General features: G+C 69.3%; 21 protein-coding genes, 1 tRNA gene and 1 riboswitch. Of the genes, 9 read left to right on the top strand and 13 right to left on the bottom strand.

Going from position 1 to position 24,712, the window contains the following annotated elements:
* Nucleotides 1–94: 94 nt before the first annotated feature.
* The gene (gene trmFO / locus H2041_RS17125; protein ID WP_293414784.1) at nt 95–1,498 is read right to left on the bottom strand and encodes a methylenetetrahydrofolate--tRNA-(uracil(54)-C(5))-methyltransferase (FADH(2)-oxidizing) TrmFO; all 1,404 of its coding nucleotides are present in this window, start codon (nt 1,496–1,498) and stop codon (nt 95–97) included.
* 136 nt (nt 1,499–1,634) lie between these two features.
* Between trmFO and H2041_RS17120 the strand changes: the two genes are divergently transcribed.
* A complete protein-coding gene (locus H2041_RS17120) occupies nt 1,635–2,561 on the top strand; it encodes a hypothetical protein (RefSeq protein ID WP_293414783.1) in 927 nt (308 codons plus the stop codon).
* Between the two features lies 1 nt (nt 2,562).
* Here H2041_RS17120 and H2041_RS17115 read toward each other — a convergent pair whose 3' ends face one another.
* The 3 genes from H2041_RS17115 to H2041_RS17105 all read right to left on the bottom strand — a co-directional run bounded on the left by H2041_RS17115 (nt 2,563) and on the right by H2041_RS17105 (nt 7,694).
* The gene (locus H2041_RS17115; protein WP_293414782.1) at nt 2,563–3,174 is read right to left on the bottom strand and encodes a glutathione S-transferase family protein; all 612 of its coding nucleotides are present in this window, start codon (nt 3,172–3,174) and stop codon (nt 2,563–2,565) included.
* A 304-nt stretch (nt 3,175–3,478) separates the two neighbouring features.
* Nucleotides 3,479–6,370: an excinuclease ABC subunit UvrA gene (gene uvrA, locus H2041_RS17110; RefSeq protein ID WP_293414781.1), complete on the bottom strand. Its 2,892-nt coding sequence runs from the start codon at nt 6,368–6,370 to the stop codon at nt 3,479–3,481.
* 109 nt (nt 6,371–6,479) lie between these two features.
* The gene (locus tag H2041_RS17105) at nt 6,480–7,694 is read right to left on the bottom strand and encodes a dipeptidase (protein WP_293414780.1); all 1,215 of its coding nucleotides are present in this window, start codon (nt 7,692–7,694) and stop codon (nt 6,480–6,482) included.
* Nucleotides 7,695–7,902: 208 nt separating this feature from the next.
* Between H2041_RS17105 and H2041_RS17100 the strand changes: the two genes are divergently transcribed.
* Complete coding sequence (locus tag H2041_RS17100; protein WP_293414779.1) at nt 7,903–9,486, top strand: ABC-F family ATP-binding cassette domain-containing protein; 1,584 nt, start codon at nt 7,903–7,905, stop codon at nt 9,484–9,486.
* Here the strand turns inward: H2041_RS17100 and H2041_RS17095 are convergent.
* The 5 genes from H2041_RS17095 to H2041_RS17075 all read right to left on the bottom strand — a co-directional run bounded on the left by H2041_RS17095 (nt 9,483) and on the right by H2041_RS17075 (nt 12,584).
* Nucleotides 9,483–9,902 carry a PaaI family thioesterase gene (locus H2041_RS17095; protein WP_293414778.1) on the bottom strand — a complete coding sequence of 140 codons (420 nt, stop codon included), beginning with the start codon at nt 9,900–9,902 and terminating at the stop codon, nt 9,483–9,485. The two genes, H2041_RS17100 and H2041_RS17095, sit on opposite strands and share 4 nt — an antisense overlap.
* Before the next feature lie 9 nt (nt 9,903–9,911).
* The gene (locus tag H2041_RS17090) at nt 9,912–10,403 is read right to left on the bottom strand and encodes a 6,7-dimethyl-8-ribityllumazine synthase (protein ID WP_293414777.1); all 492 of its coding nucleotides are present in this window, start codon (nt 10,401–10,403) and stop codon (nt 9,912–9,914) included.
* An 82-nt stretch (nt 10,404–10,485) separates the two neighbouring features.
* Nucleotides 10,486–10,641, bottom strand: a riboswitch (FMN riboswitch).
* Nucleotides 10,642–10,711: 70 nt separating this feature from the next.
* The gene (locus tag H2041_RS17085; RefSeq protein WP_293414776.1) at nt 10,712–11,155 is read right to left on the bottom strand and encodes a flagellar basal body protein; all 444 of its coding nucleotides are present in this window, start codon (nt 11,153–11,155) and stop codon (nt 10,712–10,714) included.
* 5 nt (nt 11,156–11,160) lie between these two features.
* On the bottom strand, nt 11,161–11,478 hold the full coding sequence (locus H2041_RS17080) for a rod-binding protein (RefSeq protein ID WP_363244941.1): 318 nt from the start codon (nt 11,476–11,478) through the stop codon (nt 11,161–11,163).
* On the bottom strand, nt 11,478–12,584 hold the full coding sequence (locus H2041_RS17075) for a flagellar basal body P-ring protein FlgI (protein ID WP_293414774.1): 1,107 nt from the start codon (nt 12,582–12,584) through the stop codon (nt 11,478–11,480). The genes H2041_RS17080 and H2041_RS17075 overlap by 1 nt, the downstream gene beginning before the upstream one ends.
* A gap of 176 nt (nt 12,585–12,760) precedes the next feature.
* On the opposite strand from H2041_RS17075, the gene H2041_RS17070 reads away from it, so the two are divergent.
* Both H2041_RS17070 and dksA read left to right on the top strand, forming a co-directional pair.
* A complete protein-coding gene (locus tag H2041_RS17070) occupies nt 12,761–13,255 on the top strand; it encodes a flagellar assembly protein FliX (protein WP_367134210.1) in 495 nt (164 codons plus the stop codon).
* A 73-nt stretch (nt 13,256–13,328) separates the two neighbouring features.
* Nucleotides 13,329–13,754: an RNA polymerase-binding protein DksA gene (gene dksA / locus H2041_RS17065; RefSeq protein WP_293414772.1), complete on the top strand. Its 426-nt coding sequence runs from the start codon at nt 13,329–13,331 to the stop codon at nt 13,752–13,754.
* 58 nt (nt 13,755–13,812) lie between these two features.
* On the opposite strand, the gene H2041_RS17060 is transcribed toward dksA, so the two are convergent.
* A complete protein-coding gene (locus tag H2041_RS17060; RefSeq protein WP_293414771.1) occupies nt 13,813–14,421 on the bottom strand; it encodes a TIGR00730 family Rossman fold protein in 609 nt (202 codons plus the stop codon).
* 72 nt (nt 14,422–14,493) lie between these two features.
* Here H2041_RS17060 and H2041_RS17055 point away from each other — a divergent pair, with 72 nt between their 5' ends.
* On the top strand, nt 14,494–15,276 hold the full coding sequence (locus H2041_RS17055) for a carboxypeptidase-like regulatory domain-containing protein (protein ID WP_293414769.1): 783 nt from the start codon (nt 14,494–14,496) through the stop codon (nt 15,274–15,276).
* Nucleotides 15,277–15,367: 91 nt separating this feature from the next.
* Nucleotides 15,368–17,122, top strand: coding sequence for an ABC transporter ATP-binding protein/permease (locus tag H2041_RS17050; RefSeq protein WP_293414786.1), 1,755 nt, complete (start codon nt 15,368–15,370; stop codon nt 17,120–17,122).
* A 3-nt stretch (nt 17,123–17,125) separates the two neighbouring features.
* On the opposite strand, the gene H2041_RS17045 is transcribed toward H2041_RS17050, so the two are convergent.
* Together H2041_RS17045 and H2041_RS17040 are read right to left on the bottom strand one after the other, a co-directional pair.
* Nucleotides 17,126–20,359, bottom strand: a complete 3,234-nt coding sequence (locus tag H2041_RS17045; RefSeq protein WP_293414767.1) for an efflux RND transporter permease subunit — start codon at nt 20,357–20,359, stop codon at nt 17,126–17,128.
* Nucleotides 20,360–20,386: 27 nt separating this feature from the next.
* Nucleotides 20,387–21,451 (bottom strand): efflux RND transporter periplasmic adaptor subunit, encoded by a 1,065-nt coding sequence (locus tag H2041_RS17040; protein WP_293414765.1) that lies wholly within the window; start codon nt 21,449–21,451, stop codon nt 20,387–20,389.
* Nucleotides 21,452–21,684: 233 nt separating this feature from the next.
* On the opposite strand from H2041_RS17040, the gene H2041_RS17035 reads away from it, so the two are divergent.
* Together H2041_RS17035 and H2041_RS17030 are read left to right on the top strand one after the other, a co-directional pair.
* Nucleotides 21,685–22,125, top strand: a complete 441-nt coding sequence (locus tag H2041_RS17035; RefSeq protein WP_293414763.1) for a VOC family protein — start codon at nt 21,685–21,687, stop codon at nt 22,123–22,125.
* Between the two features lie 38 nt (nt 22,126–22,163).
* Entirely contained in the window at nt 22,164–22,949 is a 786-nt protein-coding gene (locus H2041_RS17030) for an aldo/keto reductase (protein WP_293414761.1), read from the top strand.
* 181 nt (nt 22,950–23,130) lie between these two features.
* Here the strand turns inward: H2041_RS17030 and H2041_RS17025 are convergent.
* Nucleotides 23,131–23,206, bottom strand: a tRNA-Asn gene (locus H2041_RS17025).
* Nucleotides 23,207–23,600: 394 nt separating this feature from the next.
* On the opposite strand from H2041_RS17025, the gene H2041_RS17020 reads away from it, so the two are divergent.
* The gene (locus H2041_RS17020; RefSeq protein WP_293414759.1) at nt 23,601–24,572 is read left to right on the top strand and encodes a histidine kinase dimerization/phosphoacceptor domain -containing protein; all 972 of its coding nucleotides are present in this window, start codon (nt 23,601–23,603) and stop codon (nt 24,570–24,572) included.
* Nucleotides 24,573–24,712 lie beyond the last annotated feature (140 nt).

Here is a 24,712-nt window from a genome sequence, read left to right as displayed (position 1 = left end):
CTCAGGTCGTAGCGCGCCATCTCAAGCTCCTTTCGGAAGCCTTGAATCAGCGTCGCCCTCAACCAGCAAGCTTTATGGGTTCAGAACCTAGGCCCTATTCGGCGGCGAGAGTCTCGCCGGCGCCGGATGTCCAGGCTTCGAGGTCGGCCAGGGCGCGTTCGCCCATCAGGCGCTTCTTGTTGCGCCCCCGCTCCTTGGCCCCCAGCCGGCGGCCCTCGCCATCGCGCTTGGGCGCTTCCAGGGGCGGGAAGAGGCCGTAATTGATGTTCATGGGCTGGAAGGAGCCGGCGCCCGCGTCGAGATGGCCGCCGGTGATGTGGTTGATGAGAGCGCCCAGCGCCGTGGTCTCCGGCGGCGCTTCCAGCGGACGGCCAAGCCGTTCGGCGGCGGCGAAACGGCCCGCGAGAAGTCCCACCGCCGCGCTCTCCACATAGCCCTCGACACCGGTCACCTGGCCGGCGAAGCGCAGGCGTGGGGCCGCCTTCAGCCGCAGAGAGCGGTCGAGCAGGCGCGGCGAGTTGATGAAGGTGTTGCGGTGCAGACCGCCGAGGCGGGCGAAGACCGCCTTTTCCAGTCCGGGGATCATCCGGAAGATCTCGGTCTGGGCGCCGTGTTTCAGCTTGGTCTGGAAGCCCACCATGTTCCACAGCGTGCCGAGCGCATTGTCCTGGCGCAGCTGAACGACGGCGTAGGGCTTGTCGTCGGGCCGGTGGGCGTTGGTCAGGCCGACCGGCTTCATGGGCCCGTGGCGCAGAGTCTCGCGACCGCGTTCGGCCATCACCTCGATCGGCAGGCAGCCGTCGAAATAGGGGACGTGCTCCCAGTCCTTGAATTCGGACTTGGGCCCGGCCAGCAGGGCGTCGATGAAGGCCTCGTACTGGTCCTTGTCCATCGGGCAGTTGATGTAGGCGGCTGCGTCGCCGCCGGGGCCCGGCTTGTCGTAGCGCGACTGGCGCCAGGCCACGTCCATGTTCACCGAGTCCAGATGGACGATCGGCGCGATGGCGTCGAAGAAGGAGAGCTGCCCTTCGCCCGTCAGGTCGAGGATCGCCTGCGACAGGGCCGGCGAGGTGAGGGGGCCGGTGGAGACGATGACGCTGTCCCAGTCCTCGGGCGGCAGGCCGGCGATCTCGCCGCGCTCGACCGTCACGTTCGGATGGGCCAGAAGCCTGGCCGTCACGGCGTCGGAGAAGCCTTCGCGGTCCACCGCCAGGGCGCCCCCGGCGGGCACCTGGTGCGCATCGCCCGAGGCCATGATGATCGAATCCAGCCGCCGCATCTCGGCGTGCAGCAGGCCCACCGCATTGCCGGCCCAGTCGTCGGCGCGGAAGGAGTTGGAGCAGACCAGTTCGGCCAGCTTGTCTGTCTGGTGGGCGTCGGTGCCGCGGACCGGGCGCATCTCGTGCAGGATCACCGGGACGCCGGCCTGGGCGATCTGCCAGGCGGCCTCCGAACCGGCCAGGCCGCCGCCGACCACATGAATGGGTTTCGTGCTCATGCGCGTCCCATTAGCAACGATCGGTCAACTTCGCGAGCCGGGCCTTGCGGCGCAGCTATGCGGGCGCCTAGTTTCCCATGGGACGCGCGGCGGCTCCAGGCGTTGTATGGCCTGCCGTTGCGCGCTGGGAGCTGACATGACCACCTTTTCGTCGGGCGACGCCGCCTTCGAAGGCTTCAGGCTGACGCGGGAGAATCCCCGTGTGGTCCTGGCCTGGAGCATTTTCCATTTCGTCGTTTCTTCCATCGGCGCCGTCGTGCTGATCGCCTTTGGCGGCGACGCCATGACGCAGCTGGCCGAGCAGCCTGAGGCTGCGCCGGGCGAGATGACGGCGCTGCTCCGGGAGATGGCTCCGGCCTACATGATCCTGGCGCCGCTCGGCCTGGCGACCATGTCGGCCATCGCCGCGGCGGTCTACCGACTGCAGCTGCGTCCGCAGGAGGGCGGCTTCGGCCACCTCCGCTTCGGCGCCGACGAGATCCGTCTCGTCCTTCTGACGCTGATCTACTACGTCCTGGCCGTCATCGGACTGGTCGGTCTGATCCTCCTGGCCGGGGTCATTGCGGGCGTGGTCGCCGCCGTCGCGCCCGACGCCCAGGCGCCGGCGGCCTGGGCCACCCTGCTGTTCTGCGGCGGCCTTATCATCTACGCCCTGGTGCGCCTCTCCCTGGCGCCGGTCCTGACCTTCCAGGAGCGGCGACTGGTCGTGTTCGGCTCCTGGAGTCTCACGCGCGGTCATTTCTGGCGGCTATTGGGCGCCTACGTCCTGGCCGGGCTCACCATCGCGGTGGTGACCCTCCTGACCACGGTGATCTTCGCCGCCGTCCTGGGCATCATCTCCGTGACCATGGGCCGGGGACTGGAGGGGGTCGGCGCGGTCTTCCAGCCGGACTTCAGCTCGATCAGCGCCTATGTCACCGTCGAGACCTTCATCTATCTGGTGGTCACCGCCGTGCTGAACGCCATCTACTATCCGGTCATCCTCTCGCCGCAGGTGGTGGCCTACCGCGCCTTCCGGACCCCGGAGCCCGCACCGCCCTACGAAGGCGGCGCGGGCATCTAGGCTAGGCCGCCGCGCTCGGGCGGGCGCTGACGCGCTCGCGCCAGGCGGCGAGGTTGGCGTGGTTCGGATCCAGCTCCAGCCCGATCCAGGTGGCGAAGTCCACGGTCGAGAGGGCGCAGATGTCGGCCATGGTGTAGTCGTGGCCGGCGATGAAGTCGCGGCAGGCGAGCTCCCGGTCGAGCCATTTCTGGGCGTTGGCGTAGGCCTCGCGATTGGACTCGCCGAAGTCCTTGTACTGGGTCAGCAGTTTGGCCGTGTACGGATGGGCGTGGCGCCAGTAGTTCCCCACCGGCGACATCAGCACGAACTCGATCCGCCGGATCCACATGTCGACGTGGGCCTTTTCGAGCGCCGTCTTGCCGAACAGCGGCGGCTCGGGCTGCGTCTCCTCGAAATAACGGCAGATGGCCACGGTCTCCGAAATGGTGGCGCCGCAGTCGAGCTCCAGGGTGGGGATCTGGCCCAGTGAATTCTTCGCCCGATAGTCGGGCGACTTGTGCTCCCGCTTCATCATGTCGACCGGCGTCTCAGGCAGGTCGATACCCTTCTCGGCGAGAAAGATGCGCACGCGGCGGGGGTTCGGCGCCGGCATGGGCGCGCCGTAAAGGATCATCTCGGACTCCAAATCGCATAAACGAATGGAGCCGAGGCTATTTCGAACAGGCTGTCGCGGAAACCCTGACCTAACGTCAGCCGAGCTCGGGCAAGCGGCGGGCGAGGCTGTCGCGGACCGTGTCCTCCCACGCGCTCGGCCAGGTCGCGCCGCGGGCCGCCGCAAGGCGTCGCGCCCGGCGGCGAGGCTGCCGGTCAGCCAGACCGAGCCCATCCGCGGATCGTCGCGCAGGACGAGGCAGAGCTCCCCCAAGAGGGCGGACTGCGCGGGCGTCATCGGTGAATCGACGACGCCCCTGGCCATGTCAGGCGCTCTTCCGCCGCGCTTGCCGCCGCTCGGCATGGCGGTCGAGCAGCTCTTTCAGGTAGCGCCCCGTCCAGCTGGCGGGATTGTCCGCCACCTTCTCCGGCGTGCCGACGGCCACGATCTCGCCGCCGCCGTCGCCTCCTTCCGGGCCGAAGTCCAGCAGCCAGTCGGCCGTCTTGATGACGTCGAGGTTGTGCTCGATCACCACCACCGTATTGCCCTGGTCCACCAGCTCATGGAGCACTTCCAGCAGCTTCTGGATATCCTCGAAGTGCAGGCCGGTGGTCGGCTCGTCGAGGATGTAGAGGGTCCGGCCCGTGGCGCGCCGCGACAGCTCCTTCGACAGCTTCACCCGCTGGGCCTCGCCGCCGGAAAGCGTCGTCGCCTGCTGGCCGACCTTCACATAGCCCAGGCCGACGCGCTTGAGCGTCTCCATCTTGTCGCGCACCGGCGGCACGGCCTTGAAGAAGTCGGCCGCCTCCTCGACGGTCATGTCCAGCACATCGGCGATGGACTTGCCCTTGAAGAGGATGTCGAGGGTCTCGCGGTTGTAGCGCTTGCCCTTGCAGACGTCGCAGGTGACGTAGACGTCCGGCAGGAAGTGCATCTCGATCTTGATGACGCCGTCGCCCTGACAGGCCTCGCAGCGGCCGCCCTTGACGTTGAACGAGAAGCGGCCCGGGCCATAGCCCCGCGCCTTGGACTCCGGAAGGCCGGCGAACCAGTCGCGGATCGGCTGGAACGCCCCGGTATAGGTGGCCGGGTTCGACCGCGGCGTGCGCCCGATCGGCGACTGGTCGATGTCGATGACCTTGTCGAAGTTCTCCAGCCCTTCGATCCGCTCGTGCGGGGCCGGGGCGTCGCTGGCGTTGTGCAGACGGCGGGCCGCGGCCTTGTAGAGGGTCTCGATGGTGAAGGTCGACTTGCCGCCGCCGGAAACGCCGGTGATGCAGGTGAAGGTCCCCACGGGGATCTCGCCCGTCACGCCCTTCAGGTTGTTGCCGCTGGCGCCGACGATGCGCACGACCTTCTTCTTGGAGATCGGCCGCCGGTCCTGCGGCACGGCGATCTCGCGCGCGCCGGAGAGATACTGGCCGGTGACGCTCTTCGGATTGGCGATGATCTCCTGCGGCGTGCCTTCGGCGACGATCGTGCCGCCGTGGACGCCGGCCGCCGGCCCCATGTCGATGACGTAGTCGGCGGTAAGGATCGCCTCCTCGTCGTGCTCCACCACCAGCACCGAATTGCCGAGATCGCGCAGTCCTCGCAGGCTGTTCAGCAGACGGGTGTTGTCGCGCTGGTGCAGGCCGATGGAGGGCTCGTCGAGGACGTAGAGAACCCCGGTCAGGCCCGAGCCGATCTGGCTGGCCAGGCGGATGCGCTGGCTCTCGCCGCCCGACAGCGTGCCCGAGGACCGCGACAGGTTGAGGTAGTTGAGGCCGACGTCGACCAGGAAGCGCAGGCGGTCGTTGATCTCCTTCAGGATCCGCCGGGCGATCTCCATCTGCTTGTCGCTCAGCACCTGCTCGAGCGAGGCGAACCAGTCGCGGGCGTGCTGGATGGACAGGCGGGAGATCTCGCCGATGTGGCGGCCGTCGATCTTCACCGCCAGCGCCTCGGGCTTCAGGCGGTAGCCCTCGCAGGCCTCGCAGGGCGTCTCGGACTGGTAGCGGCCCAGTTCCTCGCGCACCCAGGCGGAGTCGGTCTCGCGCCAGCGCCGCTCCAGGTTCGGCAGCACGCCCTCGAAGGTCTTGTTGACCTCGTACTTGCGGGCGTTGTCGTCGTAGACGAAGTGGATCTTCTGGCCCTTGGAGCCGTGCAGCACCACGTTCTTGGCCTCGTCCGACAACTTCCACCACGGCTCGTCCATGGAGAAGCCGTAGTGGCGCGAAAGCGCCTGCAGCGTCTGGGTGTAGAGGGGCGAGGGACCCTTGGCCCAGGGCGCGACGGCGCCCTTGTGCAGCGACTTTTCCTTGTCGGGCACGACCAGGTCGGCGTCGAAGGCGAGCTTGGCGCCCAGGCCGTCGCACACCGGGCAGGCGCCGAAGGGATTGTTGAACGAGAAGAGCCGCGGCTCGATCTCGCTGATCGTGAAGCCGGAGACCGGGCAGGCGAACTTCTCGGAGAAGATGATCCGCTTCGGCTCGGTCTCGCCCTCGGCCACGTCCGCCCATTCGGCCACCGCGATGCCGTCGGCCAGGCGCAGGGCGGTTTCCAGGCTGTCGGCGTAGCGGCTTTCCTGCTCGCCGCGGGTGACCAGCCGGTCCACGACGATGTCGATGTCGTGCTTGAACTTCTTGTCGAGGGCGGGCGCGTCCTCGATCGGATAGAACTCGCCGTCGATCTTCAGCCGCTGAAAGCCCGCCTTCTGCCACTCGGCGATTTCCTTGCGGTACTCGCCCTTGCGGCCGCGCACCACGGGCGCCAGCAGATAGAGGCGCGTCCCGTCGGGCAGGGCCGTCAGCTTGTCGACCATCTGGCTGACGGTCTGGCTCTCGATGGGCAGGCCCGTCGCCGGCGAATAGGGCACGCCGACGCGCGCCCACATCAGGCGCATGTAGTCGTGGATTTCGGTCACCGTGCCGACGGTGGAGCGCGGATTGCGGCTGGTGGTCTTCTGCTCGATCGAGATGGCCGGCGAGAGGCCTTCGATCAGGTCCACGTCGGGCTTGCCCATCAGCTCCAGGAACTGGCGGGCATAGGCCGACAGGCTCTCCACATAGCGGCGCTGGCCCTCGGCATAGATGGTGTCGAAGGCGAGCGAACTCTTGCCCGAGCCGGACAGGCCGGTCAGCACCACCAGCTCCCCGCGGGGAATATCGACGCTGACGTCCTTCAGATTGTGCTCGCGCGCGCCGCGCACGCGGATGAAGTTCAGCTGATCGGCCATGTTGTCCTGGAAGTCCTGGGGAGGGGGCGGGTTCCCCCTCCGCTCGATCCTTATTTAGTGCGCGGACTCACAGATAACACAAGAACAAGAGGGGAACAAAGCCGCGGCGTCAGCGCGTCGACTTCGCCTGGGCCTCGCCGAACACGCGCAGGGCGTTGCCGCCCCAGAACTTGTTCAGGTCCTCCTGGGTGAAGCCGGCCGCGACCAGCCGCGCGGTCAGGGCGGGGTAGTCGGTCACGTCGTCCAGGCCGGCGATGCCGCCGCCGCCGTCGAAGTCGCCGGAGAGACCGACATGGTCGATGCCGGCGACCTCCACCGCGTGCAGGATGTGCTGCATGAGGTCGTCGAGATCGGCGCGCGGCACGGGGTATCTGGCGTCGATGGCCCGCCGTTCGGCCATGTAGGCTTCGCGCACCGCCTGGGTCTGCGGCTGGCCGGCGTACTTCTGCGACAGGGCCGCGAGGGCCGCGCGGCGTTCCGGGATGTCCGGCTGGTCGGTCATGTAGCCGGAAAAGGCGTTGATCTGGATGACGCCGCCCTTGGCCGCCAGTTTGCGCAGCAGGTCGTCGGGGATGTTCCGCGGATGGTCGTAGACCGCCTTCACCCCGGAGTGCGACAGGATGATCGGCGCCGTGGACAGGTCCAGCATCTGGTCGAGCACGGCGTCGGAGGCGTGGCTGGCGTCCAGCAGGACGCCGAGCGCGTTGGCCCGGGCGACGAATTGCTTGCCCTTGGCGCTCAGGCCGTTGAACTCCGGCCCCTTCGGATCGGTGGCGGAATCGGCCAGGTCGTTGTTGGCGAAGTGGACGGGCCCCATCATGCGGACGCCGAGCTTATAGAAGGCGTCCATCAGGGTCAGGTCGCCGGCGACGGGCGCGCCGTTCTCCATGCTGATGAAGACGAACTTCTTGCCGGCCGCATTGGCCGCGGCGGCCTCCTGCGGGGTGGTCACAAGGGCGAAGTGCTCGTGCTCGCGCGCCACCATCTCGTGGATTTCGGTCAGGCGGACCAGGGCGTGGTCGCGGGCGGCGACATCGGCCTCCGGACCCCGGGCGCGCTGGGGGGTGAACACCACGAAGACGCCGCCGTCGACGCCGCCCTCGACCATGCGCGGATAGTCGACCTGGGTGCCGTCGGCCTCGTGCTCGTGCCGGTCCATGATGCTCCAGCCGGGCAGGGCGAAGTTGGCCGGGGTGTCGAAATGGGTGTCGAGCACCACAGCCTTTTCGTGCATCGCCTTCGGGTCGGCGGCCGGCGTCTGGGCCAAGGCGGCGGTGGCGGCGGTGGCCAGAAGCCCCGCCAGCAGGAGGGAATGGATCTTCACGGAAAGCGCCCCAAGGAAGGAATGAGAGCTCAGGTTAGGGCCAGCCGCAGCGCGAGCGCAACGACCGCGCCGGCGTTCGGAGCGATGATTTGCCTCCCGCGGGCCGCCCGCCTAGATAAGGGTCACACGAAGACAGGAGCCACGATCATGCGCATCGCGACGGACGCCCGCACCGCCCCGAACGCCCACGTCGCCATGGCCTCCTCGCATGTCCGCCCCCTTCGTCACCCTGGACGGTCTTTCCTGCCGCACGCCTGACGGCCGGCCGCTCTTCGACAACCTGACCCTGAGCCTCGCCGACGAACGAACCGGCCTCGTGGGCCGCAACGGCGTGGGCAAGTCGACCCTCATCCGCACCATCCTCGGCGAGCAGGCGCCGGCCGCAGGAACGGTCACCGTGGCAGGCCGCATGGGCGTGCTGCGCCAGGTGGTCGAGCCGCCGGCCGGCGCCTCTGCGGCGGACCTGATGGGGCTCGCCCCGGCGCTGGATCGGCTCGCCCGGATCGAGGCGGGCCATGGCGATGAGGCCGATTTCGTGGAGGCCGACTGGGACTTGCCCGCGGCGCTGGAGGCGGCCCTCGCCCGGGTGGGGCTGGCGGGCCTCGATCCGTCGCGGCCGGCCTGCACGCTCAGCGGCGGCGAGGCGACCCGGGCGGCTCTGGCCGGCCTGCTCGTCCAGGAGCCGGACCTCCTGATTCTCGACGAGCCGACCAACAATCTGGACGCCGCCGCCCGCGAGGGCGTGGCCCAGGTGCTGGCGAACTGGCGCGGCGGCGCCCTCGTGGTCAGCCACGACCGCAACCTGCTGCGCCGCGTGGACCGCATCGTCGAACTCTCCAGCCTCGGCGCGCGCATCTACGGCGGCGGCTACGACCTCTATGCCGAGCGGCGGGCGCAGGAGACCGCCGCCGCCGAGCACGCGCTTGAGGACGCCGAGAAGGCGCTGGCCCGCACGGCCCGCGACAGCCAGTCGGCCCGCGAACGGCAGGCGCGGCGGGATTCGGCGGGCCGGAAGTTCGCCGCCAGGCGCTCGGAGCCCAAGATCCTGCTGGGCGCCATGGCCGAGCGGGCGGAGAACACCGGCGCCCGGCTGAACCGCCTGGCCGAGCGGCGGCAGGCCGAGGCCGAGACCGACCGCGCCGAAGCCCAGGCCCGTGTGGAGCGGGTGCGCGCCCTGACCTTCGACCTGCCCAGCGCGGGCCTGCCGCCCGGCCGGAAGGTGCTGTCGGTCGAGGGCCTGAGAATCGATCTGCCGGACGGGCGTCGCCTGTTCGACAAGCTCGATTTCCGGATCGACGGACCGGAGCGGATCGCCCTGACCGGACCGAACGGGGCGGGCAAGTCCACCCTTCTGCGCGTGATCGTCGGGGCGCAGGCCCCAGAGGCCGGAGAGGCGCGCCTGCACGTGCCGACAGCGGTGTTCGATCAGCGGACGTCGATCCTGAAGCCGGAGGAGACCCTGCTGCAGGCCTTCCGGCGGCTCAACCCTGAGGCCGACCGCAATGCGGCCCAGGCGGCGCTGGCGCGCTTCCTGTTCCGCAACACAGCCGCCGAACGGACGGTGGAGACCTTGAGCGGGGGCGAGCGGCTGCGTGCGGCTCTGGCCTGCGTGCTGACGGGCGGGGAACCGCCGCAACTGCTCATTCTCGACGAGCCCAGCAACCACCTCGACCTCGACTCGCTCGCCGCGGTCGAGGCGGCGCTGCGCGGCTATGACGGCGCCCTGCTGATCGTCAGCCACGACCGCGATTTCCTGGCGGGCGTAGGCGTCGAGCGGGAGATCGCCCTCTAGCCCCGGCTGACGACGCGAAACACCCCGTTGGCCCGGGCGCACGGGTGGCCGTCGGCGGTGACGAAGGCCTGGGCGAAGCAGAGGGTGGAGCCGGGCTTCACGAAGGTGGTCTCGAAGGCCAGCCACTGGCCGATCTGGGCCGAGGCCAGGAAATCAAGGCTGAGGTTCACCGTCACCAGTGAGCGATCGCCGCCGACCCCGTGGGCGCAGGTCAGGCCCATGGCGTTGTCGGCGAGCGCCATCAGCAGTCCCCCGTGGACGAAGCCGCGGCCGTTGGCGTGGGCGGGCCGCGCCTGCAGGCCCAGGATGACGGCCTCCTCCGTGCGGCGGACGAAGATCGGCTCCCAGGGCTCGGTGAGCGGGCTCCTCCGGTCATGCGGGACGAATCCGTCGGGCGGGGCGATATCGGTCTGCATCGCCTGCCCTCACGCCGCCAGCCGGGCGAGGTTCTCGAGCGTCAGCACGCAGGCCTCGGCGGCCTCTGCGCCCTTCACCCGGAAGTGGCTGTGGAAAAAGTCCTGGTGGACCGCGTGCTCATGGAAGTGGTGGGGCGTGAGGACGACGGAGAAGATCGGCGTCTCGGTGGCCAGCTGCACCTGCATGAGGGCGGCGATCACCGTCTCGGCGACGAAGTCGTGGCGATAGACGCCGCCGTCGACCACGAAGCCGGCCGCCACGACGGCGGCGTAGCGTCCGGTGCGGGCGAGGCTCTGGGCGTGCAGCGGAATCTCGAAGGCGCCGGGCACCTCGAAACGGTCGATCTGATGGGCGGCGAAGCCCTTCTGCGCCATGGCGTCGAGAAAGCCGGCATGGGCTTCGTCGACGATCTCGCGATGCCAGAGCGACTGGACGAAGGCGATGCGGGCGGCGCGGTAGGCGCCGTTGGCGGTGGGCAGTTCGTAGGCGGCTTGGGTCATGGTCTTTCCCTGGGCGGGTTTCGAAAACCACGACTCAGGGGATCGCCAGCGCTCACGCGGACTCAGACTCCGCCCGTGCGCCAGCGGTTCTCATAACCGGACTATGACCGTCGGCCCCGGGATCGCACCGGGTCTGCTCGTCCCTGGAGCCGCAAGGCCCCAGGCGCCCGCGGGCTCGTCCCGGCGGAAGCCGGGCATTACCGCCGGTGGGGAGTTTCACCCCGCCCTGAGAACGCAGATCGCCGGAACGGCCCGGCGACGGCCGAAGCTTATGCCCGAGGCGCGCGCTTAAACAAGTGTTTGGATGCTCAGGCGCGCTGGTTCAGCGTGATCGCGCTGGCCGCGCGGTTCGCCGTCTGGGCGGACTGGGGACCATAGCCGACGCTCTGGCCGCGCTGGCTGGCGACTTCGTCGGCGATGGCCTTCACCAGGCCCTCTGTGATCGTCTTGGCCGCCTCGATCGCGCGCCCCTGGCGTGCGAGCACCGCGTCGAAGGCCTCGGTCGCCCGGACCAGGCGTGTCCGCTGAGCAAGCGAGGCGGCCGCAACCAGGCCTGGATCGGCCCGCACGCGGGCGGATTCGTGCCGATAGACATTGGCCAGGCGCGTCGTCTCCTCCAGGTCGGCGGCGGCGTCCTGGGGACGGCCTTCCTCGAAGCTCTGGGCGCTGCGGGCGACCAGCTCGGTCAGGCGCCCGGTGAGGATGATCAGTTGTTCGACGCGGTCCTGCGCGTCGGAGGCGGCGATCGCCATGACGGTTACTCCTGTTCCAGGCCCTGCAGCTTCAGCATTTCACGCGCCACCGTATCGGCGATCCCGACGCCCCCGGACTTCGTCGTCTCCCTGGCGAAGGCCTCGGTCAGGAACGACCGGAACATGGCTTCGCCCTGGCCGCCGCCGAAGGGGGCGGAGGTGTCTGTGGCGGTGAACATCTGCTGCATCATGATGCTGAGAAAGGAGGCTTCGAACTCCTGGGCCGTCTTCTCGATCTGGCCGCGCTTGGCGAGGTCGGCGGCCGTCGTGCCGGCGGCCGGCGCGGCCGTAATGGGGGCGGCGAGGGCGGAGAGGGCGCTCATCACATCACCTCGATGTCGGCCTGCAGGGCGCCGGCGGCCTTGATGGTCTGCAGGATGGAGATCATGTCGCGCGGCGTGACGCCGAGGGCGTTCAGCCCGGAGACCAGATTGGACAGCGAGGCGCCGCTCTGGACGGTGAGGAACTGCTTGCCCTTCTCTTCCTCGACGCTCACCTCGCTCTGCGGCACCACGGCGGTCTCGCCGCGGCTGAAGGGCGCCGGCTGGCTGACGGCGGGGCTCTCCTGGACCTTGATGGTCAGGTTGCCCTGGGCGATGGCGACGGTTGAGATGCGAACATTCTCGCCCATCACGATGACGCCCGAAACCTCGTCGATCACCACCTTGGCCGGGGCGTCGGGATTGACCGACAGATTCTCGACCTGGGCCATGAAGCTCGTCATGTCCTGGCCGGCGGGCGGCCGGACGGCGACGACGGTGGGGTTCTGGGCGTAAGCCGTGCCGGGATAGGCGCGATTGACCGCCTCGGCGATGCGGCGCGCGGTGGTGAAGTCGGGATTGCGCAGGGTCATGCGCATCTGGCCCATCGAGGCGAGCTGGAAGCCCAGCTCCCGCTCCACCAGGGCGCCGCCGGCGATCCGGCCGGCGGTCGGCACGCCCTTCGAGATCGAGGAGCCGGAAGCGCCAGAGGCCGAGACCGAGCCGGTCTGCACCGTGCCCTGCGCCACCGCATAGGCCTCGCCGTCGGCGCCCAGCAGAGGCGTGACCAGCAGGGTGCCGCCCTGCAGGCTCTTGGCGTCGCCCATGGCCGAGACGGTGGCGTCGATGGGCGAGCCGGCCGCGGCGAAGGCGGGCAGGCGGGCGGTGACCATGACGGCCGCCACGTTCTTGGTGTTCAGGTTGGCGTCGCGGGTGTTGACCCCCAGGCGCTCGAGCATGGCTTCCAGGCTCTGGCGGGTGAAGGGCGCGTTACGCAGGGAGTCGCCGGTGCCGTTCAGGCCGACCACGATGCCGTAGCCGACCAGCATGTTCTCGCGGACGCCTTCGAACTCGACGATGTCCTTGATGCGCGAAGCCGCCAGGGTCGGGCCGGCGAAGAGGCTGGCGGCGACCAGGACGGCGCTGAACAGTCGGACGGGGCGAAGCATGGGCGACCTGCGGACGGCGTGAGAACTCGCTGAGCCCTATGCGATGGTCGTGCCAGCGCGCGGCGTCGCGAAAACTGCAAATGAATCAGCGAAAGAGGCCGCGGCGGGGTCTGCGGGAAGCGACCCTGTGCAGATTTTGCCCGGCATTAACCATACCCTAAGCGGGGCGACGGAGAGTGCCGGCCAAGGTTCCTTCGAGTGATGTGGGGCGCATGAAGATCAGTGGTGCTGGCGGCCCGGGCGCCGCATCCGGCGCAGGCCGGGCCAAGGGGGCGAGCGGCGGGGAGGGCTTCCGCCTTCCGGGCGCCGGCGCAGCCTCGCCCGCCGCCTCCGCCGGGCAGGCGACGGGGGTGGCCGGGGTCGCCGGCCTGGGCGCGCTGCTGGCCTTGCAGGAGACCGGCGGACCTCTCGAACGCCGTCGGCGGGCGGTGAGCCGCGCCGGACGTCTTCTCGATGTTCTCGATGAAGTGAAGGCCGCGCTTCTTGGTGGCGACCTCTCCCTCGTGCAGATGGAGCGCCTGAGCCGGGCGATCCGGGAGGAGCGGCAACAGACCGACGATGCGCGACTGGAGGGCGTTTTGGACGAAATCGAAACCCGCGCCGCCGTCGAACTCGCCAAGCTGGAGATGGCGCGCGAGGCTTCGCGACCGCAGGTTGGTGAGTCGCGTTGAATGATCCGGCGGTTCTGCTATACAGCCGCCTCCCAAGTTCCGGGAACTAGTCCAGGGGCGTGAGGTAACGAGAATGACAGCCGCAGTCTTGGCTAAACAGGATTCTTATCGTCCGTCTGAAGACGAAGAATTCATGAACGAGCGCCAGCTCGAGTACTTCCGGCAAAAGCTGTTGACATGGAAGGAAGAGATTTTGCGGGAATCCCGCGAGACTCTCTCCCATCTCCAGAACGAGACTGAGAACCTGCCAGACGATGTCGATCGCGCCTGGTCGGCCACTGATCGGGCTCTGGAACTTCGCACTCGCGACCGGCAGCGCAAGCTGATCTCCAAGATCGACGAAGCGCTCCGCCGGATCGAAGACGGGAGCTACGGCTACTGCGAAGAGACCGGGGAGCCGATCGGCCTGGCGCGGCTCGAAGCGCGGCCCATCGCCACCCTGAGCCTGGAGGCGCAGGAGCGGCACGAGCGCCGCGAGCGGGTCCATCGGGACGAATAGAGCGAGACTTCGCCACGGGCGGGCCGGGATGCCGGACCCGCCCGTGGCGTTTCCGGGCTCAGGTCACGCGGCTGGCGGCTCGGGGAGCCTCGTCATCGTCGCCGTGGGCCAGGCGTTGCTGAATGGTCGGCAGGATGTCTTCCACGGTCTCCGCGACGGCGTAGCTCGTCAGGAAGTCCTCCGGCGTCAGGCGTGCGGCGACCGTATGCGCCAGCAGCTCGAACAGCGGATTCCAGAAGCCGTCGGGGCTGTAGAAGACCACCGGCTTGCGGTGCAGTTCGAGCCGGCGCCAGGAGAGGAGCTCGATCACCTCCTCCAGGGTGCCGATGCCGCCGGGCAGGACCACGAAGGCGTCCGACCTCTCGAACATGATCTGCTTCCGCTCGTGCATGGAGCGGACGACGATGGTCTTGACCACGTCCAGGGCGCGTTCGCGGCCGGTGAGGAATTGGGGGATGACGCCCAGCACGTCGCCGCCGGCCTCGTGGGCGGCCCGGGCGCAGGCGCCCATCAGTCCCACGCCGCCGCCGCCATAGACGAGACGCAGCCCGGCGCGGGCCAGGGTGCGGCCGAACGCCCCGGCGTCGGACAGGAACCGCGGATCGGCGGCGTCGGATGAGCCGCAGAAGACGCAGACGGACTCGATGCGATCGGGCGAGGCGCCCATGTGTGGACTATCTCCGGACGAAGGACGGAATCGCGCGTGCGTCGCGCGGAATCTGTCTAGCTAGGACCTGACGTGACACGATTCAACCCGACGCACCTCGCCGCCGCCCTGGGCCTCGCCGCGCTTGCGGCCTGCAGCGATCCGGCGCCTCAGGAGCCGGCGGCCGGTCGGGAGACCGCCGGCCGAACAGGCTATGTCGAAGCGCCTCGGGCCGTCTCGCTCACGGCGACGCCGGCCGGACTGCGCCTGGTGGGCCGGGCGGCGCCGGGCGCCCGCGTGCGGCTGGCCTCTCCGGAGGGCGAGGCCCGCTTCGCCGACGCCAACGGCGAAGGCGTTTTCGTGATCGACCTTCCGGCCGCCGACGCGCCCCGCATCTACGGCCTTTCCATGATGCTCGAGGAGCGTCTGGTGCAGGCGCAGGGTTACCTTCTCATCCTGCCGGAGCCTCGCCTGGTGCTGCTGCGCGCCGGCGCCGGCGCCGTGGTTCACGCCCCGAGCGGCGAGGGCCCGAAGATTCTCGCCTTCGACTATGACGCAGAGGGCGGGGCGGTGGTCTCCGGAGTCGCTCCGGCCGGCGCCAGCCTGGCGGCGCAGATCGACGGCCGGCCGGCCGCGACCAACGGCCGGGTCGGCGAGGATGGGCGGTTCAGCCTTCCCTTCGGCGCGCCGGTTTCGGCGGGCGAGCATCGGATCGCCGTCCAGGGCGACGGGTTCGAAGCCGAGGCCCGCGTCCAGGTCACGCCCGGCGAGGATCCGCAGAGCGGCGCCTTCCGGACGGTGACCACCGCCTATGGACAGAGGATCGACTGGCTGACCCCCGGCGGCGGCCTGCAGTCGACCCTTCTGCTGGATTGAGATCGTGACGCCGCACGGCTTGGCGCGGGGCCGCACGCAGCCGGCTGGCGCAAAGGATGGGCCGGGGGAGGGCTTCCGCTTCTGGCGGGCCATGGCCGACCTCGGCCGGCTGGTCGGACGTTCCGGCGCGCCGCAGCTTCGCCTGCGGATCACCCTGGCCGTTCTGCTGGTGCTGGCGGGAAAGGTGGCGGCCGTCCTCGCCCCGGTCGCGCTGGGGGAGGCCATCAACCGTCTGGCGGCCGCCGCCGCCGCCGCCGCCGTCGGGGCCGGCTTTCTCGGCCTGGCGATCGGCTTCGCCGGCCTTCGCCTGCTCGCCGCCTGCGCGCCCTACGCCCGGGACGCCGTGTTCACCGCCGTCTCGCAGGCGACCATGGCGACCGCGGCGGTGGAGGGCTTCGGCCACGCCGTCGGACTGTCGCTGGACTTTCACCAGAGCAAGCAGACCGGCGCCCTGGCCAGACTGATCGAGCGTGGCGCCCGATCCACCGACTTCCTGATCCGCAGCGTGGTCTTCAATCTCGGCCCGACCGCGGTGGAGCTGGCGCTCGCCGCCACCGTGATGTTCTTGCGCCTGGACTGGCGTTTCGCCGCCACGGCGCTGGCCACGGTGGTGATCTATGCCGTGGTCACCTTCAGGATCACGGACTGGCGTCTGGCCCATCGGCGGGCGCTGAACGAAGCCGATTCCCGCGCCGCCGGCGTGTCCGTCGACGCCCTGCTGAACTTCGAGACGGTGAAGACCTTCGGGGCCGAGGGGCGGACGGTCGGGGTGTACCGCTCGGCGTTGGGCGACTATGTCGGCGCGGCCGTGAAGGCGAACCATTCGCTCAACCTGCTCAACGCGGCCCAGGCGGTGATCCTCAACCTCGGCCTGGCCGTCATGACGGTGCTGGCGGGGCTGGAGGTGGCGGCCGGGCGGATGCAGATCGGCGACGTCACCATGGCCATTCTGCTGCTCACCGGCATCTATGCGCCGCTGAACATGCTGGGCTTCAACTATCGGGAGATCCGGCAGGCCTTCATCGACATGGAGCAGTTGGTCGCCCTGACCAGCCGGACCCCCGACATCGTGGACGCGGCGGACGCCCAGGACCTGCCGCCGGCCTCGGGCGCTGGGGCGCGACTGGCGTTCGAGGATGTCTCCTTCCGCCACGACGCCCGCAGCCACGGCCTGTCGCAGGTCAGCTTCACGGCCGAGCCGGGGACGACGGTGGCCCTGGTCGGCCCCTCCGGCGCGGGGAAGACCACCGCCGTTCGCCTGGCGCTTCGCCTCATCGATCCGCAGCAGGGCTGCGTGCGGCTGGACGGGGTCGATCTGCGGAAGGTCCGGCAGGCCAGCCTGAGGCGCGCGGTCGCGCTGGTGCCTCAGGACGTGGCGCTGTTCAACGACACGCTCCGGGCCAATATCGGCTTCGCTCGGCCCGATGCGGACGAGGCGGCGGTGCGCGCCGCCGCGGAGATGGCCGAGCTCGGCCCCTTTATCGACAGTCTGCCGGAGGGGCTCGACACCCTGGTGGGCGAGCGGGGCCTGAAGCTCTCCGGCGGTGAGCGCCAGCGGGTGGGCATCGCCCGGGCCCTGCTCGCCGACCCGCGGCTGCTGATCCTGGACGAGGCGACCAGCGCGCTCGACGGTCCGACCGAGGAGGCGATCCAGGCCACGCTGCGCAAGGTGCGGGCCGGCCGTACGACGATGGTCATCGCCCACCGCCTTTCGACCATCGTCGACGCCGACCTGATCCTCGTCCTGCGTCGCGGCCGCATCGTCGAGCGCGGGCCTCACGCCGAACTGCTGGCCGCGGGCGGCGAGTACGCGGCGCTCTGGCGGCGGCAGACGCGAGCCCGCTAGCGCCTATTCCGCCGCCCGGGGCAGGTGCGGTTCGTCATTGGCCGCCCCACCGCCGCCGCCCCGTCCGAAGCGGTGACGCAGATGGCCGAAGCCGCGCCGCATCCGGGCGCCATAGACCTTCGGCGCGGCCAGCATGACCGGCGTCAGCACGAGCGTCAGGAGCGTGGCGAAGGAGAGCCCCCAGACGACGGCGGCCGACAGCTGGACCCACCATTCCGAACCCGGCGCGCGATATTCCACATGGCCGCTGCGGAAGTTCGGGTGCAGCTGGAACATCAGAGGCAGCAGGCCGACCACGGTCACCACCGTCGTCAGGATGACCGGGCGGAAGCGCTGGGCGGCCGCGCGGATCGCCGCGTCGTCGGCGGCGTAGCCCGAGCGGCGGAGCTGGTAGAAGGTGTCGACCAGCACGATGTTGTGGCCCACGACCACGCCCGCCAGCGCCACGATGCCGGTCCCGAGCATGATCACCGACACATAGTCGAAGGTGCCCAGGAAATTCACCTGCACGCCCAGCAGCACGCCGACCGTCGACAGCGCCACGGCCGACAGGGTGACCAGCACGCCGTAGAAGCTGTTGAACTGCCAGAGGAGGATGACGCCCATCAGGAAGAGCGAGACCGCCATGGCGACGATGAAGAACTGAGCCGCCTCCTGGCCTTCCTCGTCGGCGCCGCTGAACTTCCAGCGGACGTCGGGATCGATCGGCGCTTCCTCCAGCCAGGGCCGAAGCTCGGCGATCTTCTGGTTGGCGGCCACGCCCTCGACCGCGTTGGCCTGCACCACCACAAGCCGTTGGCCGTCGCGGCGCTGGATGGTGGTCACCTGCTGAGCCGGCACCTGCTTGATGAAGTAGCTCGCCGGCACCGGGCCGAGCGCCGTGGAGATCTTGAGGTTGTCGAAGGCGGCCATGTTCCGCGCCTCCGGCGGGAAGCGCACGCGGATGTCGAGTTCGTCCTCGGCGTCGTCGGGGCGGAAGCGGCCCACCAGGACCCCGTTGGTGACGAACTGGATGGCCTGTCCGACAGACAGCACGTCGACGCCGTAGCGGCCGGCGGCCTCGCGATCCACGGCCAGGTTCAGCTCGATGCCGGGCGAGGTGCGGTTGTCCTCCAGTTCGAAGAGCTGCGGATCGGAGGCGAGCTTCGTCTTGACCAGTTCGGCGGCCGCGTTGAGGGCGGCCGGATCGTGACTGCGCAGCTCCACCTGCACGTCCTTGCCCACCGGCGGGCCGCCCTGGGGTTCGCGCACCTCGATCAGGACGCCGGGCACGTCCACCAGCCGGCGCCGGATCTCGCCCACGATGTCGGCGCCGCGCAGGCCGAGTTCCTTGCGCTCCTCGAAATCGACGAAGTCGATCTGCAGCCGCCCGACCGTGTCGTTGGGCGGCCCGCCGCCGCCGCCGCCGGGGCTGGTGGCGCCGGAGCGGGTGTAGATGGAGTTGATCCCCTTCACGTCCATCAGGCGGTTCTCCACCTGCCGGACCAGGACGTCGTGGGCCTCGGGCGAGAGGTTGCCGCGGGCCTTCACATAGACCTGCGCCCACTCCGGATCCTCCTCGAGGAAGAACTCGGTGCGGTGCGGACTCATGGCGAACCAGGCGACGATGGCCACCACCACCAGCAGGGAGGCGGCGAAGGTGCGTGTCGGCGCGTGGCTGAGCGCCCAGAGGGAGCGGGCGTACCAGCCCATGAAGCCCGACATGTCGCGCGGATCGCCGCGCTCGGACTTTTCGATCTCGGCCAGATGATGCTCGTCGACGCCGGCCTCGCGGCCGAAGATGGAGCCGAGCGCCGGCGTGAAGATCAGGGCCACGAAGATGGACGCGCCCAGGACGTACATCAGCGTCAAGGGCAGGAAGCTCATGAACTTCCCGGGAATGGAGTTCCAGAACATGAACGGCAGGAAGGCGCAGAGCGTCGTCAGCGTGCCGTTCAGCACGGGGAAGAACATCCGCTTGCCCGCCGCGGCGAAGGCCTCTTCCTTGGGCAGGCCCTCGGCCATCTTCCGGTCGGCGTACTCCACCACCACGATGCCGCCGTCCACGAGGATGCCCACGGCCAGGACAAGGCCGAACATCACCATCTGGTTGAGGGTCACGCCCGAGGCGTTGAGCATCAGGAAGGCGATCATGAAGCAGGCGGGGATGGCTGCGCCCACCATCAGCCCCTGCCGGATGCCCAGGCTGTAGACGATGATCATCATCACCAGGACGGTGGCGATCAGCAGGCCGGATTCCAGAACCACCAGGGTGCGGTGGATGAAATCGCTCTGGTCGAAGGTGTAGGAGACCTTGACCGTCTCGGGCCAGCGCTCCTGCTCTTCGGCCACCACCTCCCGGACCGCCTCGACCGTGTTGAGGATGTTGGCGCCGCTGCGTTTGGCGACCTCCAGCGAGAAGGCCGGCTCGCCGTTGAAGCGGGTGATGTAGTTCGCTTCCTTGAACGTCCGCCGCACGTCGCCGATGTCGCCGACCGTGATCACCCGGTCGCCGTTCTTCTTGATCGGCAGCTCCAGGATGTCCGACGGCTCCTCGACCACGCCGGGAACCTTGACGGCGAACTGGCCGGCCCCGGAGCGCAGGTTGCCAGCCGGGACCAGCTGGTTGTTGCGTCCGATCACCTGGGCCAGCTCGCCGGTGGTGACGTTGTAGGCCTCCATCCGCAGGGGATCGATGGTGACCTCGAGCAGCTCCTCGCGGCCGCCGGTCAATTCGACCTCCAGGACGCCGGCCGTGCCTTCCAGCCGCTCCTGAAGCGTGCGGGCGATCCCATAGAGTTCGCGCTCGGGCGCGGCGCCCGACAGCACGATGCCGATGATCGGCTCGCCGCTGAAATTGGCCTCCTCGATGATCGGCTCCTCGGCGTCGGGCGGGAACCGTCCGCGCGCCAGGTCGACCTTGGCGCGAACCTCGGCCAGCGCCTTGTCCTTGTCGAAGTCGGCGTCGAACTCGAGATTGACGATGGCCATGCCCTGGCGGGCCGCCGAGTTCATCTCCTTCAGGCCCTCGATGGCCTGCAGCTCCACCTCCAGCGGCTTGACCAGCAGCCGTTCGGAATCCTCGGGGCTCACGCCGGGGTAGGGGACGATGACCGCCACGAAGGGGAAGTCGATGTCCGGATTGGCCTCCCGAGGCATGGCGAGATAGGCGAAAAAGCCGAAGATGGAGGCGATGAGGGCGACCCCCAGCACGACCTTTCTTCGCTTGATGGCGCCGTCGATGAGCGGACCGATCATTGTCTCATGCTCTCCTGATCCCAGTCCCTAGCGGGCCTGGGCGACGCGGACGGTCTGCCCCTGGTCGACATAGGCCTGGCCGGCGGTGATCAGGCGGATGTCGCCCGTCAGCCCGCGCACCCAGGCGCCTTCGGCCGTCTCCTCCATCACCTGGACCGGCGCAAAGCGAACGACGTCGCCCTGCGTCACGTGACGGACGCCCTGCCGCCCCTCGGCGTCGAGCACCAGGGCGGAGGGGGGAATGAGGTGGGCGGGACCCGACGCCGTGGTCACCCGCACATCGGCCGAGAGACCCGAACGCACGGCGTAGTTCGGATTGCGCGCCGTGACTTCCAGCCGGTAGGTGCGCGTCTGCGGATCGGCGTCGCGCGCCACGTATCGGACCTGGCCTTGCAGGCTCTCGCCGGAGACCAGGGTGGCCACCGCGGGCTCGCCGATCCGGATCCGCCCGGCCTGGGTCTCGGGCACGTCGCCGACGATCAGCAGCGGGTCGAGTTCGATCATCGTGCCGCAGGCCTGGCCCGGGGACAGGTAGGTCCCGATCTCGGCCTCCCGCCGGTCGAAGACGCCGGTGAAGGGGGCCCGGATGTTGACCTGTTCCAGGGCGATCTCGGCCTGGCGCACGGCCGCGGCGGCGGCGTCGAGGTTGGCCTGGTCCTGAAGGACCTGCGTCTCGGAGCGGTAGCCCTTCTCGGCCAGCGCCGCGGAGGCCTTGCGCTGCAGCTCGCGCGAGCGCATGGCGGCCCGCGCCTGGTCCAGGGTGGCCTGGCGCGCGTCGACCGACAGGCGGCAGAGGACGGCGCCCTTCTGCACCACGGCGCCTTCCCGCGCGGGGGTCTGTTCCACGACGCCGGCGGTCTCCGAGCGGACGACCACGGCGCGGGCCGCTTCGGTGCGGCCGCGAAGCACCACGGCGTAGGGGCGGACCGCCTCGGGCACGAGCTTCACCTGGACGGTCGGCACGTTCGTCGTCTTCGAAGCCGCGGCCTGCGCCGGCTCGGCCTCGCCGCCGAAGATCGACCGGATGGCGAAGTAGGCGACGAGCAGCCCGACGACCACGATAATGAAGATATGAGACGACTTCAGTCGCATGTGCGTTTCCCCGGCCCCATCCGCGGCTGGAAAGCGCGGTACGGTCACATCCCAGTGTTCGCTGGACACCGGCGGTTGTGCTGCGGCGAGGGTTCCTTCGCAAATGAAATCGCGGAAAGGATGCCCGAAGGTTGGGGACTGTGCCTGGCGATCCTCAGCTTCCGGCATAGATTTGCAGGCGACCGAGCCGGCCGCAGCGGCCGCCGCCCCACGAGATCCTCAGGAGACTGCCCGTGAGATACCTCCACACCATGGTCCGCGTTCGCGATCTGGACGAGTCGCTCGCCTTCTACTGCGACAAGCTCGGCCTGAAGGAAGTGTCGCGGATGGAGAACGAGGCCGGCCGCTTCACCCTCGTCTTTCTCTGCGCTCCGGGCGACGAGGCCGCGGCGAAGGAGAAGCGCGCGCCGACCGTCGAGCTGACCTACAACTGGGACCCTGAGGACTATCAGGGCGGCCGCAACTTCGGCCACCTGGCCTATGCCGTGGACGACATCTACGCCGCCTGCCAGCGCCTGATGGACGGCGGGGTGACCATCAACCGGCCCCCGCGCGACGGCCGCATGGCCTTCGTCCGCTCGCCCGACGGCATCTCCGTGGAGCTGCTGCAGGCCGGTCCGGCGCTCGCGCCGGCCGAGCCGTGGGCCTCCATGGCCAATACGGGCACCTGGTGATGAGGAGCCCGGAACTGACCCTCAACGACGGCCGTAGAATGCCGCAACTCGGCCTCGGGGTCTGGCGGACCCCCGCAGACGAGACCGCCAGGGTCGTGGCGACGGCGCTCTCTGCGGGCTACCGCGCCGTCGACACGGCGGCCGTCTATGGCAACGAGGCCGGCGTGGGCGAGGGGATTCGCGCCTCCGGCCTGCCGCGCGGGGAGGTCTTCGTCACCACCAAGCTGTGGAACGAGAGCCAGGGCTACGACCGCGCCCTGCGGGCCTTCGACAAGAGCCTCGAGCGGCTCGGGCTCGACCATGTCGATCTCTACCTGATCCATTGGCCCTGCCCGCAGCAGGATATCTTCGTCGAATCATGGAAGGCGCTCGTCCGCCTGCGGGAGGAGGGACGCGCCGGCTCGATCGGGGTCTCCAACTTTCGGGTCGGGGATCTGGAGCGGATCATCGGCGAAACCGGCGTGACGCCCGCGGTCAACCAGATCGAGCTGCATCCGCGGTTTTCGCAGGCCGGACTGCGCGAGGCCCACGCGCGGCTCGGCGTCCTGACCGAGTCCTGGAGCCCGCTCGGCCAGGGCCAACTGCTGGACGAGCCGGTCCTGACGCGGCTGGCCGAAAGGCACGGCAAGACACCCGCGCAGATCATCCTGCGCTGGCACGTTCAGCTCGGCCTGCTCGTCATCCCGAAATCGGTGAACCCGCAGCGCATCGCCCAGAATCTGGATGTCTTCGACTTCGAACTGGACGAGGCGGAGATGGCCGCCGTCGCCAGCCTCGACGTCGAGGACGGCCGCATCGGCCCCGATCCGGCGGAGTTCGGCTGATCGTCGCCCTGGCGGCGGCGCGGCGGCGATTCGGACACTGGAGGCGGGCGATTCGCCCCGGTCCCGACTCGGCCGCGCCGCGAGCGTGTCCTGACGCATGCGGTTGCGCCGATCCGTGACGATCCGGCGTGGGGAGGGCGGCTTGCTTGTGGGACGGAGGCCCCGAAGGTCCTTGGTGCGGTGGCTCCCCGAGCAGGACTCGAACCTGCGACAAGTCGGTTAACAGCCGACTGCTCTACCAACTGAGCTATCGGGGATCAGCACCGTAGGGCGGCGCGTATACGCTGGCCTCGCCCCCAACGCAACCCTCCGTTCCCGGCTTTCCACAGCCCCCGGCGCCGGGGGCGAAAAAAGAGCCCGGCCGAAGCCGGGCTTGAGAAGGTCGGTGATGGTGGGGTGTCTTCAAGGAAGACGTGATGAGGGTCGGCGGTTATGGTTAAGCGTCCCTTAACGCGATGCTCCGCAGTGGCGGCCAGGTCGCCTGAGGCGCCGCCCGGGTGCTCGCGCGATCATCACGCCTGCGGCGAGGCGGCGGTTCAAGAAAACGGCAGGAACTGTTCGGGCTTTGTCGGGAGGCGGATAGACGAACACCTGGGACAGAACTAGGTAGATCGACGCCGGGGACGATCGTTCGGCGAGCGGGGCGGGTGAATGCGTCTATTCGAGCGGAACCTGCTCCTGGGCTACGGCCTGGCGATCGTGACCGCAACGGTGGCGCTCTATGTGCGCTTCGCGACGGACGACCTGCTGCCGCCGGGCTTTCCCTACCTGACCTTTTTTCCGGCGGTGATCGTCACCGCATTCGTCGCCGGACTGTGGCCAGGCATCGTCTGCGCCGTCCTGTCCGGCCTGGCGGCGTGGTGGTTCTTCATTCCGCCGGCCGGGTTCGCGATCACCGGCGCCGGCGCCGTGACCTTGATCTTTTACGCCTTCGTGGTCGGCGTCGACATCGCCCTGATCGAGGTGATGCGGCGGGCGATGGCCAAGCTGCAGGCCGAACAGGAGCTGACCGCCCGGCTCTATGACCAGCAGCGCGTGATGTTCCAGGAACTGCAGCACCGCGTCGCCAACAACATGACCTTCGTCGCCTCGCTCCTGCAGCTGAAGCGCCATGGCGCGACGCCCGAAGCGGTCCAGGCGCTGGACGAGGCGCATGACCGGCTGATCACCATGTCCCAGGTCCACCGGCGCCTCTACGATCCGCAGGCCATGGAGATGAGCCTGGGGGACTGCCTCTCCGCCCTCTGCGAGGACCTGGTGCACGCCGTCGGCGCGAAGGACGTGGTCTGGGAGGTTCGGGCGCAGGACGTGCAGATCGACACCACGCGTCTGGTCACCCTGTCGCTGCTGGTCGCGGAGGTGGTCACCAACGCCCTCAAGCACGCGTTCAAGGGGCGCGACGGCGGCAGGATCGTCGTCACCCTCGAACAGGCTGCGGGCGAAGCCGACGCCGTTCTCGAGGTGCGCGACGACGGGCCGGGCTTTCCGGGCGAACCCGCCTCGCCGGGGGCCAGGAGCCTCGGCTTCGGCATCATGCGCAGCCTGGCCGCCCAGCTCGGCGGCCGCCTGGAATTCCCCAGGGGCGAGGGCGGCGTGGTGCGGCTGAGCTTTCCCTGCGGCTGAACGTCAGACGACGGATCAAGGGCTTGAGCGCCCTTCCGCCGGGCTCGACAACCGGCCTGGCGATGGAGGCTGGCCGCCGCGCCGTGTCACGCCTGCGACACGTCGGGGTGCGACACCGCCACACGCCGGGCAGAGACAGC

The sequence above is a fragment of the Phenylobacterium sp. genome, assembly GCF_013911965.1.
In the GTDB taxonomy this organism is placed as follows: domain Bacteria; phylum Pseudomonadota; class Alphaproteobacteria; order Caulobacterales; family Caulobacteraceae; genus Phenylobacterium.
The sequence above is the reverse complement of the archived record's forward strand: the minus strand, read 5'-3'. Positions and strand labels throughout refer to the sequence as shown.

What these genes read in the sequence shown, in the direction of transcription:
- trmFO (WP_293414784.1), bottom strand. Translation starts at nt 1,498, where the DNA reads ATGAGCACGAAACCCATTCATGTGGTCGGCGGCGGCCTGGCCGGTTCG.
- H2041_RS17120 (WP_293414783.1), top strand. Translation starts at nt 1,635, where the DNA reads ATGACCACCTTTTCGTCGGGCGACGCCGCCTTCGAAGGCTTCAGGCTG.
- H2041_RS17115 (WP_293414782.1), bottom strand. Translation starts at nt 3,174, where the DNA reads ATGATCCTTTACGGCGCGCCCATGCCGGCGCCGAACCCCCGCCGCGTG.
- uvrA (WP_293414781.1), bottom strand. Translation starts at nt 6,370, where the DNA reads ATGGCCGATCAGCTGAACTTCATCCGCGTGCGCGGCGCGCGCGAGCAC.
- H2041_RS17100 (WP_293414779.1), top strand. Translation starts at nt 7,903, where the DNA reads ATGTCCGCCCCCTTCGTCACCCTGGACGGTCTTTCCTGCCGCACGCCT.
- H2041_RS17095 (WP_293414778.1), bottom strand. Translation starts at nt 9,902, where the DNA reads ATGCAGACCGATATCGCCCCGCCCGACGGATTCGTCCCGCATGACCGG.
- H2041_RS17090 (WP_293414777.1), bottom strand. Translation starts at nt 10,403, where the DNA reads ATGACCCAAGCCGCCTACGAACTGCCCACCGCCAACGGCGCCTACCGC.
- H2041_RS17085 (WP_293414776.1), bottom strand. Translation starts at nt 11,155, where the DNA reads ATGGCGATCGCCGCCTCCGACGCGCAGGACCGCGTCGAACAACTGATC.
- H2041_RS17080 (WP_363244941.1), bottom strand. Translation starts at nt 11,478, where the DNA reads ATGAGCGCCCTCTCCGCCCTCGCCGCCCCCATTACGGCCGCGCCGGCC.
- H2041_RS17075 (WP_293414774.1), bottom strand. Translation starts at nt 12,584, where the DNA reads ATGCTTCGCCCCGTCCGACTGTTCAGCGCCGTCCTGGTCGCCGCCAGC.
- dksA (WP_293414772.1), top strand. Translation starts at nt 13,329, where the DNA reads ATGACAGCCGCAGTCTTGGCTAAACAGGATTCTTATCGTCCGTCTGAA.
- H2041_RS17060 (WP_293414771.1), bottom strand. Translation starts at nt 14,421, where the DNA reads ATGGGCGCCTCGCCCGATCGCATCGAGTCCGTCTGCGTCTTCTGCGGC.
- H2041_RS17050 (WP_293414786.1), top strand. Translation starts at nt 15,368, where the DNA reads ATGGCCGACCTCGGCCGGCTGGTCGGACGTTCCGGCGCGCCGCAGCTT.
- H2041_RS17045 (WP_293414767.1), bottom strand. Translation starts at nt 20,359, where the DNA reads ATGATCGGTCCGCTCATCGACGGCGCCATCAAGCGAAGAAAGGTCGTG.
- H2041_RS17040 (WP_293414765.1), bottom strand. Translation starts at nt 21,451, where the DNA reads ATGCGACTGAAGTCGTCTCATATCTTCATTATCGTGGTCGTCGGGCTG.
- H2041_RS17030 (WP_293414761.1), top strand. Translation starts at nt 22,164, where the DNA reads ATGCCGCAACTCGGCCTCGGGGTCTGGCGGACCCCCGCAGACGAGACC.
- H2041_RS17020 (WP_293414759.1), top strand. Translation starts at nt 23,601, where the DNA reads ATGCGTCTATTCGAGCGGAACCTGCTCCTGGGCTACGGCCTGGCGATC.